The sequence below is a fragment of the Nocardia sp. NBC_01730 genome, from assembly GCF_035920445.1.
Classification (GTDB): domain Bacteria; phylum Actinomycetota; class Actinomycetes; order Mycobacteriales; family Mycobacteriaceae; genus Nocardia.
This window is the reverse complement of record NZ_CP109162.1, coordinates 1,634,879-1,653,387: the sequence shown is the minus strand read 5'-3', so window position 1 is coordinate 1,653,387 and position 18,509 is coordinate 1,634,879. Positions and strand designations below refer to the sequence as shown.

General features: G+C 65.9%; 19 protein-coding genes and 1 pseudogene. 8 read left to right on the top strand and 12 right to left on the bottom strand.

What is annotated here, in order from left to right; all coding sequences use genetic code 11:
- Window positions 1-229: 229 nt before the first annotated feature.
- From OHB12_RS06640 to OHB12_RS06630, 3 genes are all read right to left on the bottom strand, one after another.
- On the bottom strand, window positions 230-1,435 hold the full coding sequence (locus OHB12_RS06640) for a tetratricopeptide repeat protein (protein WP_327117140.1): 1,206 nt from the start codon (window positions 1,433-1,435) through the stop codon (window positions 230-232).
- Window positions 1,436-1,558: 123 nt separating this feature from the next.
- Window positions 1,559-2,044, bottom strand: coding sequence for a hemerythrin domain-containing protein (locus OHB12_RS06635; protein ID WP_327117138.1), 486 nt, complete (start codon window positions 2,042-2,044; stop codon window positions 1,559-1,561).
- Between the two features lie 38 nt (window positions 2,045-2,082).
- Window positions 2,083-4,335 carry a serine/threonine-protein kinase gene (locus tag OHB12_RS06630; protein WP_327117136.1) on the bottom strand — a complete coding sequence of 751 codons (2,253 nt, stop codon included), beginning with the start codon at window positions 4,333-4,335 and terminating at the stop codon, window positions 2,083-2,085.
- A 184-nt stretch (window positions 4,336-4,519) separates the two neighbouring features.
- Between OHB12_RS06630 and OHB12_RS06625 the strand changes: the two genes are divergently transcribed.
- Window positions 4,520-5,602, top strand: a complete 1,083-nt coding sequence (locus tag OHB12_RS06625; protein WP_327117134.1) for an NAD(P)H-dependent amine dehydrogenase family protein — start codon at window positions 4,520-4,522, stop codon at window positions 5,600-5,602.
- A complete protein-coding gene (locus OHB12_RS06620) occupies window positions 5,599-6,090 on the top strand; it encodes a carboxymuconolactone decarboxylase family protein (RefSeq protein ID WP_327117132.1) in 492 nt (163 codons plus the stop codon). The genes OHB12_RS06625 and OHB12_RS06620 overlap by 4 nt, the downstream gene beginning before the upstream one ends.
- Window positions 6,091-6,128: 38 nt before the next feature.
- Here the strand turns inward: OHB12_RS06620 and OHB12_RS06615 are convergent, their stop codons facing one another.
- Together OHB12_RS06615 and OHB12_RS06610 are read right to left on the bottom strand one after the other, a co-directional pair.
- Entirely contained in the window at window positions 6,129-6,857 is a 729-nt protein-coding gene (locus tag OHB12_RS06615) for a hypothetical protein (protein WP_327117130.1), read from the bottom strand.
- 64 nt (window positions 6,858-6,921) lie between these two features.
- On the bottom strand, window positions 6,922-8,484 hold the full coding sequence (locus OHB12_RS06610; RefSeq protein ID WP_327117128.1) for an amino acid permease: 1,563 nt from the start codon (window positions 8,482-8,484) through the stop codon (window positions 6,922-6,924).
- 216 nt (window positions 8,485-8,700) lie between these two features.
- Here OHB12_RS06610 and OHB12_RS06605 point away from each other — a divergent pair, with 216 nt between their 5' ends.
- Window positions 8,701-10,074 carry an FAD-dependent oxidoreductase gene (locus OHB12_RS06605; protein ID WP_327117126.1) on the top strand — a complete coding sequence of 458 codons (1,374 nt, stop codon included), beginning with the start codon at window positions 8,701-8,703 and terminating at the stop codon, window positions 10,072-10,074.
- Here OHB12_RS06605 and OHB12_RS06600 read toward each other — a convergent pair.
- On the bottom strand, window positions 10,071-10,475 hold the full coding sequence (locus tag OHB12_RS06600; RefSeq protein WP_327117124.1) for an ankyrin repeat domain-containing protein: 405 nt from the start codon (window positions 10,473-10,475) through the stop codon (window positions 10,071-10,073). The genes OHB12_RS06605 and OHB12_RS06600 overlap by 4 nt on opposite strands.
- 66 nt (window positions 10,476-10,541) lie before the next feature.
- Window positions 10,542-10,673, bottom strand: coding sequence for a hypothetical protein (locus tag OHB12_RS06595; RefSeq protein WP_327117122.1), 132 nt, complete (start codon window positions 10,671-10,673; stop codon window positions 10,542-10,544).
- A gap of 202 nt (window positions 10,674-10,875) precedes the next feature.
- On the opposite strand from OHB12_RS06595, the gene OHB12_RS06590 reads away from it, so the two are divergent.
- Together OHB12_RS06590 and OHB12_RS06585 are read left to right on the top strand one after the other, a co-directional pair.
- Window positions 10,876-12,168, top strand: coding sequence for a glycosyltransferase 87 family protein (locus OHB12_RS06590; RefSeq protein ID WP_327117120.1), 1,293 nt, complete (start codon window positions 10,876-10,878; stop codon window positions 12,166-12,168).
- Between the two features lie 111 nt (window positions 12,169-12,279).
- Window positions 12,280-12,477: a general stress protein gene (locus OHB12_RS06585; protein ID WP_327117118.1), complete on the top strand. Its 198-nt coding sequence runs from the start codon at window positions 12,280-12,282 to the stop codon at window positions 12,475-12,477.
- 433 nt (window positions 12,478-12,910) lie between these two features.
- Here the strand turns inward: OHB12_RS06585 and OHB12_RS06580 are convergent, their stop codons facing one another.
- On the bottom strand, window positions 12,911-13,357 hold the full coding sequence (locus OHB12_RS06580; protein ID WP_327117116.1) for a nuclear transport factor 2 family protein: 447 nt from the start codon (window positions 13,355-13,357) through the stop codon (window positions 12,911-12,913).
- A gap of 397 nt (window positions 13,358-13,754) precedes the next feature.
- Between OHB12_RS06580 and OHB12_RS06575 the strand changes: the two genes are divergently transcribed.
- Window positions 13,755-14,039, top strand: coding sequence for a hypothetical protein (locus tag OHB12_RS06575; RefSeq protein WP_442799980.1), 285 nt, complete (start codon window positions 13,755-13,757; stop codon window positions 14,037-14,039).
- A 124-nt stretch (window positions 14,040-14,163) separates the two neighbouring features.
- Here the strand turns inward: OHB12_RS06575 and OHB12_RS06570 are convergent, their stop codons facing one another.
- The gene (locus tag OHB12_RS06570) at window positions 14,164-14,442 is read right to left on the bottom strand and encodes an ANTAR domain-containing protein (RefSeq protein WP_327117114.1); all 279 of its coding nucleotides are present in this window, start codon (window positions 14,440-14,442) and stop codon (window positions 14,164-14,166) included.
- Window positions 14,443-14,622: 180 nt separating this feature from the next.
- Here OHB12_RS06570 and OHB12_RS06565 point away from each other — a divergent pair, with 180 nt between their 5' ends.
- The gene (locus OHB12_RS06565; RefSeq protein WP_327117112.1) at window positions 14,623-14,901 is read left to right on the top strand and encodes a hypothetical protein; all 279 of its coding nucleotides are present in this window, start codon (window positions 14,623-14,625) and stop codon (window positions 14,899-14,901) included.
- 75 nt (window positions 14,902-14,976) lie between these two features.
- Here the strand turns inward: OHB12_RS06565 and OHB12_RS06560 are convergent, their stop codons facing one another.
- The 3 genes and pseudogenes from OHB12_RS06560 to OHB12_RS36160 all read right to left on the bottom strand — a co-directional run.
- Complete coding sequence (locus OHB12_RS06560) at window positions 14,977-15,177, bottom strand: hypothetical protein (protein WP_327117110.1); 201 nt, start codon at window positions 15,175-15,177, stop codon at window positions 14,977-14,979.
- Between the two features lie 92 nt (window positions 15,178-15,269).
- Window positions 15,270-15,824: an ABC transporter substrate-binding protein gene (locus OHB12_RS06555; protein WP_327117108.1), complete on the bottom strand. Its 555-nt coding sequence runs from the start codon at window positions 15,822-15,824 to the stop codon at window positions 15,270-15,272.
- A gap of 439 nt (window positions 15,825-16,263) precedes the next feature.
- Window positions 16,264-16,469 (bottom strand): annotated as a pseudogene (locus OHB12_RS36160) (methyltransferase domain-containing protein); the annotation flags it as partial.
- A gap of 333 nt (window positions 16,470-16,802) precedes the next feature.
- Between OHB12_RS36160 and OHB12_RS06550 the strand changes: the two are divergent.
- Entirely contained in the window at window positions 16,803-17,948 is a 1,146-nt protein-coding gene (locus OHB12_RS06550) for a hypothetical protein (RefSeq protein ID WP_327117106.1), read from the top strand.
- Window positions 17,949-18,509 lie beyond the last annotated feature (561 nt).

Here is an 18,509-nt window from a genome sequence, read left to right as displayed (position 1 = left end):
GCCCCGTTCACACCTGGACTGCCACCCATACTCCGCAACATACTGCATGCCGACTTCCTCAGGCGAATTCTTTTCCTCCCCAGGTCAGCAGCCCGCCGATGCCCTTGTCGATCCCGCGCCGCAGAAACCGGCCGACAGGGTGTTCCGGCATGGCCGATCGATCAAAAGGTGGACCCACAGAACCTGCTTGGCGTCGCGTTGATAGCGGCCGCGCCGAATTACACAGGAATCAGTCGGATGCCGGCTGACCGACCACGTCGGCGGCTTGCTCCTCGGACGCGTACGTCCGCCATGCTCTGGCCTCGTCGTGGTTGCCCTGCTGGTCGAGTAGTTCTGCGAGTCCGGCCATCGCACGAGGCTCGCGGCGGTCGGCGGCGGCGCGCCACCAGTATTCGGCCCCGGCCGGATCACCTCGCCGGAATCGGACCATGCCTAGCTCGTAGGCGGCGGCCGCATGCCCGGCGTTGGCGGCCTGCGCCCAGAGCCCGCATGCCTGTTCCGCCTCGCCTCGGCTCTGCATGGCGACACCGAGGTTGTAAAGCGCGCTTCGATAACCAGGGTCGCCTGACTGTCCCGAGTCGGCCTCGGGCCGAGGGATATCGGCAGCGGATTCTTCGCTGGGCTGTGGCCTCGAAGCCGGAGCGGTCCGGGTGTCGGAGACCTGCGGGCTAGGCGCGGGGCGCTGGGTATCCGCGGCGGGCTGCGCGGTCCGTGACGACTGCATGTTCGTGAAAAGTGTGCCTGGCCGTCGGGTGGGGGTGTCTTGCGCCGCTTGCCCGTTCACGGGTGGATCGCCGCTCGTGGCCGATCGCGGGTCGGAAGGAGGTCGGCCGGCGGCCGGCGGGCCCGCGTCGATACGGGGAACGGGCATAGTCGGCGCGGTGGGCGGACCGGCCGAGGAAGGGGACCGAGTGGAGGGCGTGCTCGTGGCGATCGGTGTCGTGGTGGGCGCGCACGGGATCGATTCGTTCGGTGTGACGACCGCGGGAGCGGTGTGCACCTCCACGACGAGGTTCGCGAAGTTCGGCGGTCCCTCCCCGATGCTGCACCACAGGACGATTCGACCGCCGGGCCGGTGCTCGATAACTATGCCGTAGTTGCCGACCCAGGACTTCTGGGTCCCGAATTCGTCCACCCATACGGGGGTGAGCGTCACCAGCGTGCCCGGTGCCGTCGGCGTTACGTCGAAGCTGACACCCGCAGCGAGTGCGTCGCTCCATGCGTCGACCCCGGCGAGCGAGCGTCCGTGCAGATCCACGTAGCCATCGACCACGGACAGACCCATTCCCAGCCCGCGAAGTCCGGCGGGCGGCGCTGCGGACAGCAACGTCACGGTGACGGTTGTGGGCGCGGGTCCGACCTGCTCGGTGTACATGGGGTAGACCATGCTGCCGTGCCAGACGATGGGTTCGGCGCTCTGATAACGGGCGGCCAAGGGTAACTCTTCGGACGAATTCCGAGCAGCCCACGACGAATACGGCTTGTTCACTGTCGTGTTCGCCCGCCTTTCACTCGATCCGTGCCTTGCCCCCTGCATTGTGGTGTGGGATATACCGTACTAGCCGGGCATTACAACTGCGCCTCGATCCGCGGGCGTCGCGTGACGCCCTGACGTGACATCGATGCCGAGTAGTTCGCCGGAGGTTCCGCCGCTGTCGGCGAGGTCATTCAGCGCCTTTGTCAGGCGCCGCTTTTCCCAGTGGAAGTGGGATTCCAGAATCGCGGTCAGCCCGTCCAGTTTCCGATGGACGGTTTCGGCATCCGGCGGCACGGAGGCGAGCAGATCGTCCAACCTGCGCAGGATCTCGGCCACCCGACCGTGGTCGGCACGCAGCTCGGCCGGCACCGGCGCGAGCTCGGGGAACTGGGCGGCCGGCATCGGGAACGCGCTGTTGTCCTCAGCGGTGTGGTGTCGCGTGAGTGCCTGACAGAACGCGGCGCAGTGCGTGCGCAATTGCATGCCCCGCATGGGTGCACCGCCCTCCAATCCGGCACACAGGCGGGCGAGTTCGAATGCCGAACACCGTCCACCTGGCGCAGCCACGCGACACCTGCTCGATCCTCCCGTTGCGCTCCCGTTGATCAAGCCCCGCGGGCGGCGATGCGTTCCAGCGCGGCGAGGTCCTTTTCGAGTATCCGGAACAGCCAATAGACGCCGATGAAAGCCAGTGCGCTGCCGATGCAGAGTAGCCGCAGCGTCACGATGACGGCGGCAATGTCCTCGGACGGAATGAAAGTCGCGCCCGCGACGCCCAGCAGCGGGACCGCTGCGGCGGCGGCCAGGAAGTACGTGCTGCGTACCTCGAGTTGCCGCAGGCGGTGTGCATCCTGGGCGCCGAGTCCGCCATGTGGGATGAACATCGGGTACAGCGACCGCACCGCGTAGAAGTTGACCAGGAAGTAGGGATAGGCCATTGCAACGCCGCACACGATTTGAGTGATGAAGAAGTAAACGTAAGATTCGGCGGCGATATGGTTGCCGGTCACCTCCATTATCACGGGGACCACCACGCCTGTGATCGCCCACAACGTGCAGCAGGTCAATACGGTGCGTTTGCCGAGTCGTAGCGTGTCGGCCCTGGCCCGGGCGAGGGTTTCCGGGTCGTAGGACCGGCCCTTGCGCAGCCCACGCGCGATCGACCAAAGCCTCGCGACCAGCATGTTGATGACGACGAAGCCGATCAGAAAGCCAACCCCATAGGCTACGAACGTGATCTGCTCGAAGCGATGTTGAGTCTGCACGTCGAGCATGTCGATGATCAAACGGTGATTGTGGTGGTGGTTGTAGATGATCGCGAGCGCATTCGGCACGGCGATAGCCAGCGCCATGATCGGGTGCATCAGCATGCGGGCGCGCAGGCGCCAGCTTGTCGCCGGCGGGTCGACGAGGTCGCGGGCACGGGCATCGAGGCAGACTTCCAGCTGCTGGGCCATGTCGGCACCACGCGACCAGCGGTTTTCTGGTTGGGGGTTGAGCGCCCGAACCAGGGCGCGCTGCAATGCCTCCGGGCAGTCTGTGGGCAGATCCGAACAGGGCAGCGCCTGCGGGCTGCGGGGTCGGCGCTCCAACATTCCGTCCAGGGTGGCACGGTCGCTGTCGGCCGTGACATCGTCGTCGAACGGCTTGCGCCCGGTGAGCAATTCCCACAGCACGACGGCCAGGGCGTAGAGATCGCTGCGGGTATCGAGATCGTCGGCTGTAATCGGGAGGTCCGGGTGCAACGCAGCGAGCTGCTCTGGTGACATGTATGCCAGCGAACCGCCGAAGTAGGCGACGGGATTGTCGCCGGCGACGTTACCGCTGAAGCTGATGTTGAAGTCGGCCAGCTTAGGGACGCCATCTGCGGTGAGCAGGACATTGGCCGGTTTGACGTCGCGGTGCAGTACGCCCGCGTTGCCCGCGTAGTCGAGCGCCTCGGCGAGCCGTCGCCCGAGCCACGCGACGGTCTCCGGCCAGGACAACTCGGCCAGCTCCGCGCGCTGGGGCGACTCACTGGGCTGGATCTCACCTTTTGCGGCAAGCACTTGATCGATCACCTCGAGCAGCATCGCGCCACTGCGCTGAGCCTGCGGTGTAGCGCGGACACGCTCGAGCACGGTGAAAAGCGTGCCGCCAGGCACGTACTGCATGTACAGCAGGCGCAACTTCCTGCTCTCCAGCACCCGCTGGTCAAAGACCCGCACGATGTAGTCGTGGTCGAGCTGAGCCAGCGTCTGCGGCTCAGTGCTCCTGTCACGGGAGATCTTCACTGCGACCAACCGCTGCATCGACCGTTGCCTGGCCAAGAAGACCCGGGCGAAGGTGCCTCGTCCGAGACGGGTCATCAGGTCGAAGTCGTCGATCTTCTGTCCGACGGCGAGGTCGTCGAGGTTCGTCGGCTCGGCCGGGACCGTCATGACCGTGCTGTGGTAGTCGTCGATGGCGAGCATCTTCGAGAGCTGGTCGCTCTGCTCGGGGTAGGCCGCAGTGTACTCGTCGACCGCGACCGGGCCACCCGCCTGCTTGCGGACGTGGAATTCCTCGTAGATCAGATCCGGCGGCAGGGGCCAGGTACGTAATTCCGGCAGTTCCTCGACGTAATCGGCCAGCCGTTTCGGCGCCTTGCCGTGCCCCCACCGGTTGGCCAGGTCAACCTTGATCAATTCGATCAGCGACACGCGGCGGATCGCGGGGGATTCCGGGAGGTAGGCAGCCAGCTTCGGCGGTGTAGCCGCGGTACGCCACGCGTCGGCAAAGCGCTCAACTATGTCGGCGACCCGGGTTACCCGCGCTTTTCCGGGCGGGTGGCCGAATCCGGCCGTCGCCTCCGGGCCCGGCGAGGCGGGGCACGCCATATAGTCATCGTATCGCTGTCGCTGTCGCTGGGCTGAGGCCGAGGTTGGGCCACGGAAATCTCAGTCCGGTGGCGCCACATGGCAGGCAGCGTTTCTGCGTAGTTATCGCCTCGACGGGCGGGAGCGCGGTCGGAAGAAGCCTGGAAGCGCATACAGCCGACCAAGCGCTTGCTACGCTCGGCGAATGATCTCCACGGTGGTCTGGGGCACCGGCAATATCGGCCGAGCGGCGATCCGTGCCGTCGCGTCCCACCCGGCACTGCGGCTGACGGGCGTGCTCGTCCGCAACCCCGAGAAGGTCGGCCGTGACGCGGGCGAACTCGGTGGCCTGGGCTATGCGCTCGGAGTCGCGGCCAGCGACGACATCGAGGGCGCACTCGCCGCGGCGCCGGACGCCGTGGTCTACGCGGCATCCGGCGATATCCGCCCTGACGACGCACTCGGCGACATCGTGCGTGCTCTCCGCGCGGGCGCGGTGGTCGTCACGCCCGCGCTCTACGCGCTCTACGACCCGCGCAATGCCCCCGCTGAGGTGCGCGAGCCGGTACTGGCCGCCATCACCGCAGGCGGCGGGTCGCTGTTCGTCTCCGGCGTCGACCCCGGCTGGGGCAATGACGTCCTGCCGGCCCTGGTCAGCGGGCTCGGCAGCAGGGTCGAGGTGATCCGCTGCCAGGAAATCTTCGACTACTCCAGCTACGACCAACCGGACTCGGTGCGCTACCTGGTCGGCATGGGGCAGCCGATGGACTATCAGCCGCCGATGCTGGCACCGTCGGTGCCGAGCATGGTGTGGGGCGGGCAGATTCGGCTGATGGCGCGGGCGCTGGGTGTCGAACTCGACGAGATCCGCGAGACGCTGGACCGGCGAGCGCTGGACAGCGCCGTCACCACCGCGGCCATGGGGGAGTTCGAGGCGGGCACCCAGGGCGCTGTGCGGTTCGAGGTTCAGGGCATCGTGGAAGGGGAGCCACGCCTCGTCATCGAACACGTCACCCGCATACATCCGTCCTGCGCCCCCGACTGGCCCTTGCCCGCGGACGGCGGCGCGGGCGCACACCGCGTGATCATCGAGGGCCGCCCGCGGATCGAAGTGACCGTCGAGGCCACCGACGAGGACGGCAACCGGTCCGCAGGCGGAAACGCTACGGCCGTCGGCCGTTTGGTGAGCGCGATCGACTGGCTGGTAGCCGCCGAACCAGGACTGTACGACGCGCTGGACATTCCGCTGCGCCCCGCGGTCGGCAAACTCGGAAGGAAGCACACATGATCATCGACGTTCCCGAGGGTAAGGATCCGATCGGCTACGTCTGGGGCGAAATGGTCCCCGGCATCGGCATCGCCGCCTCCAACTTCTCCTTGTCGGTGTACTCGCACAGCACCCTGGGATTGCGCGAGTTCGAGGCGGCACGGCTGCGCATCGCCCAGATCAACGGCTGCCTCTTCTGCCAGGACTGGCGCACTGAGCGCGACGGGAAGAAGGTCGAGCCCGAATTCGCCGACGCCGTCACCAACTGGCGCACCACCGGCGCCTTCGACGAACGCACCCGCCTTGCCGCCGAATACGCCGAGCGCTACGCCACCGATCACCACAACCTCGACGACGAGTTCTGGACCCGGATGTTCGCCCACTACAGCCAGGTCGAACTGGTCGAGCTCAGCATGAGCATCGGCTCCTGGCTGGCCTTCGGTCGCCTCAATCGCGTGCTCGGCCTGGACGCGGTCTGTGTGCTGCCCAGCCATCCCTCGGGCCGATAGGCCCGAACGGCCCACGGCAGGACCCGGCGTCGAATCCGTCAAGCCCTCAGTTTCGACACCCAGGCGGGCTGCCCGTCGACGAGGCCGAGCTCGAATTCCTCGGGCGCGTCGAGCGCCACGGTCAACTGTTGCTGTGCCTGCTCGGCCGAGATGTTCGCAGGAAACCGGATGAAGTCGAGTGTGGCGCCGGAAATTCGGGCGCGGAACCCGTACTCGAATTCGTACTGGGCGCAGTAGGTGAGGGCGATCCGGCCCTGCCAGTCGATGTCATGCCTGCCGTCGGCGCGTCGAGTGAAGGACACTTCCTGGTCGGCGACCGAGTCGTGCCCGAGCAGATAGATGTTGAACGCGAGGCCTTCGACGTCGTCGAACTCGGCCAGGGGAAGGGGATCAACCGTCAGCTGCTGCGGCTGAGCCGCTTTCAGCAAAAACGGGCGGCCGGGCTCGGCGGCGCGAAAGCCGGTCCCCTCGTCCTCGCCCCAGTACGTCGACGACAGAGTGCAGCGGTGATAGTTCTGCCAGACGATCCGCGACGTCCAGCCCTCGTGGTCCTCATCATCCTCGGGCTCCCATTCGGCGTCGTCTTCGGGTGCCCGTTCGGCGTTGTAGTCCGCAGACTGCAAATGCAGATCGAACCACAAGTGACCGGCTGGATCCAAGCGGCCGGTCCAGGCGAACTCCTCGATCGCATGCCCCTCGGGCCACGGATTTCCCGGGAACACAATCCTCCCGGTGGGTGAAATACGCGCCAGGTCGGTCCTTTCCATGCCGACGAACCCTAGTGGCCGGGACCGACAAATTCGAAATGCCGGTTCCCGGCAGGCAGGCCGGTCAGATGATGGCGGGCGCCTCGGCTTCCGGTTCACCGGCGGGCGGCTCGTCCACCGTCCGCTTCGGGCCGGTGAACCAGGTCCGCGCCGATATCAGCCACCAGATTCCGATCGCGCCCACCACGCCGACCAGGGTGATCGGAGCGTAATTCACTGTGTTCCAGGTGAATTCGCTGTTCCACGGATAGCCGCGGTCGTCGGTGGGCAGGATGAACAGGAAGCTGATCAGCACGATCCAGATCAGCGCGACCACACCGACCGGCCGATACCACGGGCCGAGTTGCCATGGGCCGTTGCGGAATCGGGCCCCGTGCAGCTGGCGCAGCAGAACCGGTATGCCGTACGCGATATACAGGCCGATGGTCGCGACCGAGGTGGCCGCCGCGTACGCGGTCGGCGCGTTCGCCGCGGGCACCAGCATCGACGGAATCAGCAGGACGAAGGCGAAGAACGAAATGAACAGCACCGCGTTCACCGGCACCCTCCGCGCCGACAGCTTCGACCACAGCGCCGACCCGGGCACGGCGCCGTCGCGTGAGAACGCGAACAGCATGCGGGAGGCCGAGGTCACCGAAGCGTAGCCGCAGAATAATTGCGCGATCGCCGCGATGACCAGCAGCAGACTCGACCAGAACGAATTCAGCGAGTTCTCCAGGATGTAGATCACCGGGTAGCCGCTGTTCATCTCTGGATCGAGCGCGTCGTCGAGATCAGGAATCGCGAACGTCACCGCCATGATGAGCAGATATCCGGCGATCGCCGAAACGATGATCGTATTGATAATGCCCTTGGCCGCCATACGGGAAGCGTCGTGGGTCTCCTCCGACATGTGCGCGGACGCGTCGTATCCGGTGAACGTGTATTGCCCGTGTAGCAGGCCGAGTAGGAAGCTGAATGCCACCCCGCCGAATCCGACCGCGCTGTTGTCGACCGTTTCAGTGAAGACGAATTCGACGCTCTGGTGGTGCTTCGCTCCGAACCCGAGCACGACCACGAAAATCACCACACCGCCGACGTGCCACCACGCGGACACGTTGTTGATCACCGCGGACAGGTGCGGGCCGATCGCGTTCAGCACGGCGTGCAGAACCAGAATCGCGGCGAACACCAAGAATATCGCGGTGCGGTCGGTACCGATGTCGATGCCGATGACGTTCAGCACCACGGTGGTGAAGATGGCCGCGCCGTAATCGATCGCCGCGGTCACTGCGATCTGCCCGATCAGGTTGAACCACCCGGTGAACCATCCCCACACCGGTCCGCCGAGTTCCGAGGCCCACCAGTACAGGCCGCCGGAGGTGGGATAGGCGGAGGCCAGTTCCGCCATGGCCAACCCAACGAACAACACCATGACCGAGACCAGTGGCCATCCCCAGGCCATGGTGATCGGGCCACCATTGGCCAAACCGATGCCGTAACTGGCCAATCCACCGGTGAGAATGGAGACGATGGTGAAGCTGATGGCGAAATTGGAGAATCCAGACCACGATCTGGCCAGTTCTTGTTTGTAGCCGAGTTCGGCCAGCCGACGTTCGTCGTCGGAGGTGGATCGGGTGTCGGTCATATCGTGCTCCCGGGTGAAAACGCTGCCCTCATACCGCGTTTGTCAGAAGATCAGTGTGTAGTACGCACGGGTAGATCGCACGGCAACCAGGAAATCCGCGAATGGCGGCGACATTGGAACCGGACAGCTAGATAACCCCACGGCGCATGTGCGGTGACCGGGTTCGTCCGGCGCCCCGGCGCCCGCCCAGTAGCTGTCCGCCGTAGCGTGAGGACCATGAGCGAGCGACTGGTGGTCATCGGCGGTGACGCGACGGGCATGTCGGCGGCCTCGCAGGCGCGCAGGATGATGGACACGAGCAAGCTGGGGATCGTCGTCTTCGAACGCGGCCGGTTCGCTTCGTTCTCCGCCTGCGGTATTCCATACTGGGTCGGCGGCGACGTAGCCGACCGGGACGCCCTGATCGCCCGCACACCCCAGGAACACCGCGCCCGCGACATCGACCTGCGACTGCGTACCGAGGTGACCGAGATCGACGTCGACGGTTCCCGGGTTCGCTCCCGTGACCTCGCGTCCGGTGGCGAGTCGTGGACGGCCTACGACCACCTCGTGATCGCCACCGGCGCCCGCCCGATCCGCCCGCCGCTACCCGGCATCGACACCGACGGCGTCCACGGCGTCCAGACCCTCGACGACGGCCAGGCGCTGATCGAGACGCTGGAGCGGGGCGAAGGCAACCGCGCCGTGGTGGTGGGTGCCGGCTACATCGGCGTCGAGATGGCGGAGGCGTTGATCCGGCGTGGCTACGACGTCACGATGGTCAACCGTGGCGCCGAGCCGATGTCCACCCTCGATCCGGACATGGGTGCCCTGGTTCGTGATGCGATGTGCGGATTGGGCATCAAGATCGTGTGCCATGCCGAAGTGACCGAAATCCGGACCGGGGACGACGGCCGCGTGGCCGCGGTCGTGGCGGACACCACCGAATACCCAGCCGACGTCGTGGTGCTCGGTATCGGTGTCCGACCGGAAACGGAGCTGGCGCGCGCGGCCGGGCTGCCGCTGGGCGAGCACGGCGGCCTGCTGACAGATCTAGCCATGCGGGTGCGCGGCCGGACGAACGTCTGGGCGGGCGGCGATTGTGTCGAAGTGCTCGATCTGGTCTCCGGCCGCGAACGTCATATCCCTCTCGGCACCCACGCCAACAAGCACGGCCAGATCATCGGCGCGGGGATCGGCGGGGGATACGCGACCTTTCCCGGTGTCGTCGGCACCGCGGTCAGCAAGGTATGCGACCTGGAGGTGGCGCGAACAGGCTTGCGCGAAAAGGACGCTCGCGCTGCGGGCGTGCAATACGTGACGGTCACCGTCGAAGCCACAAGTCGTTCGGGCTATTACCCCGGTGCGGCGACAATGACGGTGAAGATGCTCGCCGAGCGCCACACCGGCCGCCTGCTCGGCGTGCAGATCGTGGGACGCGAAGGCGCGGGCAAGCGCGTCGACATCGCCGCGGTCGCGCTGACCGCCAGGATGACCGTCGAGCAGATGACAGCCCTGGACCTCGGTTATGCGCCACCGTTCTCACCGGTGTGGGACCCGGTTCTGGTGGCGGCCCGCAAAGCGGTCACCGCCGTCCGGAAGCGGGGCTAGCGCGGCGCCGAGCCCCCGAACAGCTCGAGCACCTCGGTCTTGCCGAACATGACGGCGGCGTCACGCGCCGACGGCGTGCCAGCGTCCGGGTCGGCGCCCGCTGCGGCGAGCTGCCGCACGATCTCGGTCTCACCCTTGAAAACCGCCCCGGCCAACGGGGTTTGGCCCTTGTCATTGGCGCGGTTCGGATCGGCGGACCGCTCCAGCAGGGTCGCGACGGCATCGCCGTGACCGTGATACGCCGCGAGCATGAGTAGTGTGTCGCCCGCGTCGTTGGTGAGGTTCACCGGCACGCCCGCGTCCACGAAGGTCGCCAGGCCCGCCGCGTCACCGCGTCGAGCGAAGTCGAAGACCTTCCCGGCCAGCTCGATCAGTTCCGGATCAATCTCGTCGTCGGTCACGAGCCCATTCCTACCACGTGAGAGTCTCCGTCGACGGAGATCTTCAGCGGGCCGCCGCGGACTTTCTCAGTTGCGCCCGGACGGTCCGCAGATCGGCGCCGAATGCCTCGTACGCCGCCGCCCGGTCGGGGCGCGCAACACCGACGACGGGTACACCGTGGCGATCACCCGGTAGTCCGCGGCGTCGGGCGTCTTCATTGCTCGGCCCGCCTGCCTCTCACCGCACCTACCAGGGCTGCACTCGCCGCTACCGGCATATTGCCGACCTCCTCTGCTGCCGTGGACTGTTGGCGATTTACCCGTATTCGCCGCCGTCACGCGTGCAGCGCACTCGATCTCGGCCCGAATGTCCCCTCCCACCTGCTGAACGGGCGGACATGGGTCGGTATAGTCGCCGCGGATGAGTAGTGTCACGGCCACCACCGATACGCCGATGTCCCAGAACCGTCGACTCGGGCGTGCGGTGCGGCTGTCACCTGTCCTCTCAGTCGCGTTCTCCGCGTTCTGTCTCCTGACGCCGGTCTGGCCGTTCCACAAGATCACTGGCGGGTTCATCGACCTGCAGGTGTATCGACTGGGCGTCGACGCGCTGCGCCACGGCGCCGATATGTACGGCCAGCTGCCGCAGACCACCATCGGTGCCGGCCTTCCGTTCATCTATCCGCCGTTCGCCGCGCTCGCGCTGAGCCCGTTCGCGATGCTGCCCTGGGACGTGGCTGCCCTGACCTTCTTCGTCTCCTCAGTGGCCGCGCTCGCGATCACGCTCTACCTGGTCGCCCGGCGGGTGTGGCCGGAGGAGGCGCGGCGCAGGCTCGCGGTCTGGGCGACGGCATGTGCGACCCCTCTCGGACTGCTGCTGGAGCCGATTCATTCGACGCTGGACTTCGGTCAGGTCAACCTGCTGCTGATGGCGCTGGTCGCCGCGGACTGCCTGACGCACAAGCCTCGTTGGCGCCGGGGCATGCTGATCGGCATCGCTGCCGCGATCAAACTGACACCCGCGGCGTTCGTGCTGTATTTCCTGGTACGCAGGGATTACCGCGCCGCCGCTACGGCCGCCGTCACCGGCGCGGCCGCTACGGCGGTCGGCTTCGCGATCCTGCCGAAGGAGTCGGTCAAGTACTGGTTCGGCGGTCTCGGGAACGTGTCCGGGCTGAGCGGGTCGGCATTTCACACCAACCAGTCGATTCAGGCGGTTTTCGCGCGGCTCGAGGTGCCCGAACCCGCCTTCACCGCGGTCTGGCTGGTGCTCGGCGCCCTGCTGCTCGTGCTGGTCGTTATCGCGATGCGCCGGGCGGCCGACTTCCCCGCGCTGGCGCTGGCCATCAACGCCGTGTTCACCCTTCTGGTCTCGCCGATCTCCTGGTCGCACCACTGGGTGTGGATCGCGCCCGCGCTATTCGCCCTCGTTGGCTATACCACCCGCCTTCCGGGGAGACGGGCGATCGGCTGGTGGGTGACGATCCTGGTCACGACGGCGGTGTTCGTGATCGGACCGCAGAACTGGCTGCCCGACGGCGAGCACCGGGAATCCGCATGGACGCCATGGCAGCATGTCATCGGCAACACCTATGTCTGGTTCAGTGTTGTGCTGGTCATGCTTTACTTGCTGGGCACAAGGCGGGCTGCGGCATCGCGAAATGTGGATCGGCCGCGCGACGGGTACGCACTGACGCCGAACCCTCAGCCCTGACCTCCGCGTACGCCGCTGTGTTTGCCCGCCGGATCCGCGGGTAGCGCCCACAGTGACGGCGTCCTGTCGTCGCCGCAAGGAATCATCCGAGGGGCAAGGAGGGATGACACAATGGCCAACGCCCACCGCGGCTTTGCCGCCATGGACGAAGACCGGCAGCGCAAGATCGCCAGCCAGGGTGGCAAGGCGAGCAGCGGCAGCTTCGACAACGATCCCAAGCGTGCCAGCGAGGCAGGCAAGAAGGGTGCTGCGGCCCAGCCCACCGAGGCCAAGCGCCGCGGCGGCGAGAACAGCCACCGGAACCGCTGACTCTCGACAACGATGGGCGAGGCTGCCGCGCCTCGCCCATCGCGTGCTTCCGCGATGGGAATGCGACGCAGTTTCGTGTCCGGTCCCGGACTGACGTGGATCCAGAGAGACGTATGCCACCACTGATGGTCGGCAGGACACCACGAAGGAAACGTTGGAGCGGGCTGCTGTCCGGCAGCGGCGACCACGGAAGTGCGCGGAGACCGACTCGATGTCGTCGACGCGATCATGTGGCACCTCTGCGGACCGTGCCGCTGAGAGTCCGTCGGCGACTACCGATGTGTCACGGCGGGTAGTCGCGTGAACACCGGCCGCCCCGCCGTCAGGTGTTCGGCATCGCAGGTCCAGAGGTGCAGGATCACTTGCGCGGCATCAGCGTTCGACTCCCCAGGTCGAGAGCGAGTTCGGACCAGCGTGCCGGATCCGACCCGGGTCAACTCATTCCTGGGGCCGACGGCGCGACGAAGAGGAAGCTCTTCTCCTCGACCCGCTTCTTGATCCGCCACTGCCCATCGACTCGGACGAATGTGTCCAGGTACCACAACCCGCACAACATCATGCTCGGTGGACCGTCGCCGCCGGACACCATCATCGGGTTGTGGCACATCGTGCGTCCGGTGGCCGTGTCACCATCGACGATGATGGACGAGTTGCTGATCAGGTGTTGGAATGCAGGAAAATTCGGCAGCACCGACGCGAGAAACTTCTTCGTGGATGCCAGGTCGCCCACCGATCCACCCATGGCCGAGTAGTCGATGTGCGCGTCGGGGGTGAACACGTCGTCCAACAGGTCCCATTGCTTGGTATCGACCGCGTGCGAATACCGCACCATCAGATCCTCGATCTCCAGTCGATCCGAAATCTCCTGCAACGACAGCATGCGCGCCTCCGAGTAACGCCGGTATCTCGATAGATGCCACCAGGATTCGAGGCCGAGGGCAAGGGCCGGCTGGACTACGCCGGAGGTGGTCGCGTTATGCCTTGTGCGGCAGGATGTTCAGCACGAGAGCGAGCCCGGCCATGATACTGATGCAGGCCACGAGGGTGGGGAGCACAGCCTGCGTGATCGCTGCGATGCCGATCGAAAAGGCAAGGCACGTGGACAAAGCGAGCGCGCCGGTTCCCGGTTCCACACCGGCGATCCGGGTTGGTCGGTGATCCGTCATATTTACGTGATACCCACAGTCGGCCGTTACGAAACCGTGATGGCTAGTCGGTTTCCATTCCAAGTGGCCGCCGAGCCGAACCCTGGTGTCCGCCTCGGAGAGGATCGGGTCATGACCCTCGCGGTGCAGACCCTCCTCGCCGGGGACGACGCCGCACATATCGCGATGCGGTCGCAGTGGTTCTCCAGCGCCTCACCGGCGAGAATCCGGTACACGGCTGGGTTAACCGGCACCGCATTGCGCCCGGTCCGCAGCGCCCTCGACGACGCGGGGTGGCACAAGTTCACCACTCAGCTCGCCCCGCTTCTGGGCGCCGCCTACCCGCGCCGCAGTGACGGCACCACCTGGCTGCCGTCGAGCGTTCGCTGTCGCGCAGAAGAGGTGGCCACCAGGTAAACCCTGCGGACACCTGCCGGACAACCATGTGTCCGCCGAAACCTTGGAAAGGGCCGGTTCGTCCAAGCGAGCAGGATGTATGAGGATATCTCTGGTGTGGTGTGCCCGCCCCGTCTGTAAGCGCCTATCGGAGTTGTTCGTGCGCGGTCGACAGCAAGCGGGTGACTCTACTGCGCAGTTCGGTGGTGACCGCGGGGACGCCGACCGACGGTAGTTCGGCGGCTACTTTGGCGGCTAAGACCCGCAGCTTGGTGTTGGTTTCCTGGGAGCGCACCCGAAGGATGGCGAACGCCTCCTCGGCGTCGAGCCCGTAGACCAGCATCACGGCCCCTTTGGCCTGCTCGATCACCGCTCGCGCGGCCACCGGATCCAGGTCACCGGGTGCTGTGACATCGTCGCTCACACCCAGGCACTACCCGTCTTCGGCGAGCTGACACCGGTTCGGCGGCACCGAAATCGATCGCAGGCACATGTCGACCGCCGGTCGGAGGGTTGACGGATTGCGCGCGGATAGCGATACTTCCATCGTCATAGCGATTGCGTATAGCTTGTCCGGCGGCAACGCATGGGAGACAGATCAACGATGATCAATACGGCGATCGAAGAATTGTTGATGGCTCAGATTGGCAACCCCGAGCCCGAAGCTCCACCCAACTCGGACAAAATCCTGACACTTGTCCGATATTTCACGTGGTTCGTGATTCTTTCGGGCGTGACGGGAATTATGTACGCAGGCGGGAGATTCGCCTGGGAAAAATGGAACGGCGGTCCACTCGCTTCGGCGAAAATGGTCGCGGGCGGCATGCTCGGCGGCGTCATCGCCACCAGTGCCGGAACGATCATGAACGCACTGATCAGCTGACATCGCACCCGACAGCCTGATGGGCCTGGACCCAGCTCCATCAGGCTGTCTTTGCGCTGCTGGAGGGATCCGCGGCTAGTCGGGGACCTCGAGCTCGACCAGCTGGCTCAGCGTGAACGACTTCTCGCGCCGGTTGGACTCCACCCCGAATACCGCGACCACGAGGTCGCCGCCCGGCTGCACGACGCCCGCCTGCGCAAGTTCGCCGTACCCCACGACGGACTCGCCGATATGGTCGGCGAGTTCCGCCGCGGGAATTCTAATTGTCCTGCTCACGTGACACCTCCTATCGAGAGTCGAATCATCGCTTCGGCCGGATTCGATCCTATCCGCGAAAGCGGCAGCGGTCCGCCTCCTCGGCCTTCGAATCACCCGGAACCGGTCGGAGCGGCGGGAAACTCCGCCGTCCGAGCGGAAATCTCTGCGCGATAACGATTTACATTCGCCGCCCATTGCCAAACGCTGATGCCTGGCGTGCGGGAGAACTGGATCTGCCCGCGGGTGCCTTCGACCGCGACGCGCGGCCAGGATTCGGCAGTGCGCGCCCGGTCCTCGCCGTGAGCACGCAGCATATCGGCGAGGACGGTGCCCGTGTCGTAGCCCTCGAAGGCGACGAAGGAGGGCGCTTCGGCCAGCCGCTCGCGCAGCGCCGTCTCGACTCGTGCACCGAGTGGGCTGAGGCGCTCGGGCAGGTAGCGCAAGAACGGGATCGCGGCGCTGTCGTCGCCCAGCAACCTCGCCCATTCGGCGAACTCCGGTTGCCCGGCCGGAGCACCGATCATGATCTCGGCGAGGCGCTGGTCGCGGCGAACAGACTTGACGATCGACACTGTCGGCTCCGGGTGGCCGACCAGAAGAAGGAGGGCTGTCGCGCGATTGTCGACGAGTTCGTCGCACACGGCAATGGGGGCGAGTGCTCGCATGTCGAGTTCGATGACGGTGCCGCCGCGTGGAGCGAGGTAGTCCTGCAGAATGCGGGCTCAAGATGCCCAGTAGACACTCGGCTCGGCTGCTACGGCGATTCGACTGTGGCCCGCGCTGAGGAGGAAGTCTGCGTAGATCTGCCAGCCGTGGGACTGCGCCGGGGCGAGGCGCGCGCGACCCATTCCGTTGGCTGTTCGGTGAGCGCGTCGAGAACCGCTGACGAGCAGAGGAACGGCAGGCCGAGGGCGTCGGCCCTGGCGGCAGCGGCGCGAGCCACGACGTTGTGATACTCCCGGCCAAGGCAGCCACGCCCAGGCGAGCCAATTCGTCTACGGCCGCCGCGGCCCTCGGTGGATCAGCCGCGGTGTCTCGGACCACCAGCACCCGCGCCAGCTCGGCGTCCGCCCGATCCACATCGGGCCATTCATGCATGCTCAGGCTCGAGACGACCAGGTCAAAGCTGTCGTCGGACAGGGGAGTGCGCAGACGTCGCCGACCAAGAGCTCGACTGGGCCGCCCGTGAGATTGCACGCGGCGAGATCGATCGTGCACGGCGACAGATCGACACCGTGCAACCGCCGATCTGAACGCCGGGACCGCAAGTGAGCCAACAGCTTTCCGGGGCCGGTCCCAACGTCGAGCACCGACGCATCCGGCTTCGCGGCGGCGTCTACCTCGGTGGCGACCAGCGAATACAAGCCACCGAGCAGCCGGGTGCCCGCTGGTCGTAGCCTCGACTCTGCTTGTCTCCGAACGTTGTCGTGATTTTCCCTTTCTCGCAGTGCCTCAGCTTGCGAGTTGAGGTCGACCTGAAGTCAAGTGGTCGCTTCTCCGAGATCGCCTTCCCGCGAATGGGGAGGCGATGGCTACCCCCCTCGCTTAGCGTGTACTGCAATCGTCGGATTGTGGCCCCGGGGTTGCGTGTGTGGGGGGGCGAGCGCCTGATCCGCATGTGATCACTACCTTTTGGACAGGCGATGACCAGATTCGTACACTTTGTGGGCAGTTTGCCCCCGCAGTTGATGACGAGTGACAGTGACGTACTGGAATGGTTCGTCCAGCGCAGTAGCGGACACCAGCTGACCGGGGTCCCCTGTGATCTCGACCCGAACTGGGTCGTGCAGTATCTCCGAGATCGGGAGAAACACCTCGACGTGTTCGAGGTGGTGCGCGGCGGTGATTTCGCTGATTACTCCGACATGCGCGGCTACGGCATCCGCCGTGGGCGCACACTCGAGCCCCGCCATGTATCGATGGACCGCGGCGGTCGGATCACCGAAGCCGTCACCGCGTTCCGTGAGGTGCAGAAGCGGCATCCCGAGCTCGCCGGTACGAGATTGCAGATCAGTCAGCCGAACCCGCTGGACATGGCGTTGTTCGTGTTCGCGGGCGCAGCGGTCACCGACGGTCTTCCTCTCGGACGCGCGCTGCGGCACGCCGGAGCGGTCGCGCCCGCGCTGCGCAACCTGCCGGTGTTCGTCGAGGCCGTGCTCGCCGAAATGGCCGAATTGACCGCGAAGTACGGCGACACGCTCACATGGCAGGTGGAGTCGCCGATCGCTCAGCTGGCACTGGTCAAGGCAGCGCAACTGGGCGTACAGCTGCCGGTCGGGCGTCTGGTGGCGAGGCAGTTGGCGGGATTCCTCGAGCGGGCACACGACATCGGCGCGCAGACCGTCCTCCATCTCTGTTACGGCGACTACCAGCACAAAGAACTGCTCGCCCCGCGGACCATCGCGCCGGCCGTGAACCTGTTGAACGCCACCGCGCGAAGACTGCGCAAACACGGTGTGCCGCTGCCGCCCGCGCACATTCCCTGCGCCTATGGCGCCCACCCCGCGCCGCTCGACCCAGCGTTCTACCGGCCGCTGCGCCGCCTGAACGAGGACTGGCAATTGATCGCCGGTGTTGTGTCACCGACCGACACCGAAGGCAGCCTCCGGAGCCTGGCGCTGTTCGAACAGGCAGCCGATCGAACCGCCTACGGCGTGGCGACGGCCTGCGGCCTCGGACGAAGCACTGTCGAGGATGCCGAACATGCCGCCGAGGCCACCGTGGCGATCGCAGACGCCGAACCTCCGACCGCGCCGTCCGACCTGCGTACGGCGCAACGCGAAGGCTGATCGCCAGCCGCCACTGACGAGCTACAGCGCGGCCATCAGCGGAACCATTCGCTAGTCCGCGGCGCCTCGCGTTCAGGCAGAACATCGCCGCCCGGTGTCGTGACCTGGACGCGACCGCCTGCCCACACCATCGGGAAGCGTGGGCAGGCGGTCGACAACACCTATTGGATCGGACCCCATTCAGCCCCTTCCGCGGGCCTCTCGGGTGGTGGTCTCACAGGCAGAAGGCGACACTGCCGAACATCAGACAGAAACCAACTGATCCAACGACAGGAGTGGCTGAGGTCGACACGGGATCGGCGGAGGGAGGCGTACTGGCCGAAGCTGCGGGAGCTGCGACGATACCGAGAGACAAGGTCATGGCGGTCGTGGCGACGATTTTGGTGATTGTGGTAGACATTTCGCATCCTTCCGTTGGATGAACTGCTTACCTCAATGACTCTTGACTGTCCGTGTTCACCTGATTTGACGATAAATGCCGGGAAAGTATATGACCGCGAATGCCAGACAAAGGAGATGTCGAGTTCCGGGTGTGGCGAAATGAAATGACGCGCTACACGG

What these genes read in the sequence shown, in the direction of transcription:
- OHB12_RS06595 (WP_327117122.1), bottom strand. Translation starts at nt 10,673, where the DNA reads ATGAAGACGCCCGACGCCGCGGACTACCGGGTGATCGCCACGGTGTAC.
- OHB12_RS06625 (WP_327117134.1), top strand. Translation starts at nt 4,520, where the DNA reads ATGATCTCCACGGTGGTCTGGGGCACCGGCAATATCGGCCGAGCGGCG.
- OHB12_RS06620 (WP_327117132.1), top strand. Translation starts at nt 5,599, where the DNA reads ATGATCATCGACGTTCCCGAGGGTAAGGATCCGATCGGCTACGTCTGG.
- OHB12_RS06630 (WP_327117136.1), bottom strand. Translation starts at nt 4,335, where the DNA reads ATGGCGTGCCCCGCCTCGCCGGGCCCGGAGGCGACGGCCGGATTCGGC.
- OHB12_RS06610 (WP_327117128.1), bottom strand. Translation starts at nt 8,484, where the DNA reads ATGACCGACACCCGATCCACCTCCGACGACGAACGTCGGCTGGCCGAA.
- OHB12_RS06555 (WP_327117108.1), bottom strand. Translation starts at nt 15,824, where the DNA reads ATGCGAGCACTCGCCCCCATTGCCGTGTGCGACGAACTCGTCGACAAT.
- OHB12_RS06605 (WP_327117126.1), top strand. Translation starts at nt 8,701, where the DNA reads ATGAGCGAGCGACTGGTGGTCATCGGCGGTGACGCGACGGGCATGTCG.
- OHB12_RS06615 (WP_327117130.1), bottom strand. Translation starts at nt 6,857, where the DNA reads ATGGAAAGGACCGACCTGGCGCGTATTTCACCCACCGGGAGGATTGTG.
- OHB12_RS06585 (WP_327117118.1), top strand. Translation starts at nt 12,280, where the DNA reads ATGGCCAACGCCCACCGCGGCTTTGCCGCCATGGACGAAGACCGGCAG.
- OHB12_RS06590 (WP_327117120.1), top strand. Translation starts at nt 10,876, where the DNA reads ATGAGTAGTGTCACGGCCACCACCGATACGCCGATGTCCCAGAACCGT.
- OHB12_RS06565 (WP_327117112.1), top strand. Translation starts at nt 14,623, where the DNA reads ATGATCAATACGGCGATCGAAGAATTGTTGATGGCTCAGATTGGCAAC.
- OHB12_RS06575 (WP_442799980.1), top strand. Translation starts at nt 13,755, where the DNA reads ATGACCCTCGCGGTGCAGACCCTCCTCGCCGGGGACGACGCCGCACAT.
- OHB12_RS06550 (WP_327117106.1), top strand. Translation starts at nt 16,803, where the DNA reads ATGACCAGATTCGTACACTTTGTGGGCAGTTTGCCCCCGCAGTTGATG.
- OHB12_RS06580 (WP_327117116.1), bottom strand. Translation starts at nt 13,357, where the DNA reads ATGCTGTCGTTGCAGGAGATTTCGGATCGACTGGAGATCGAGGATCTG.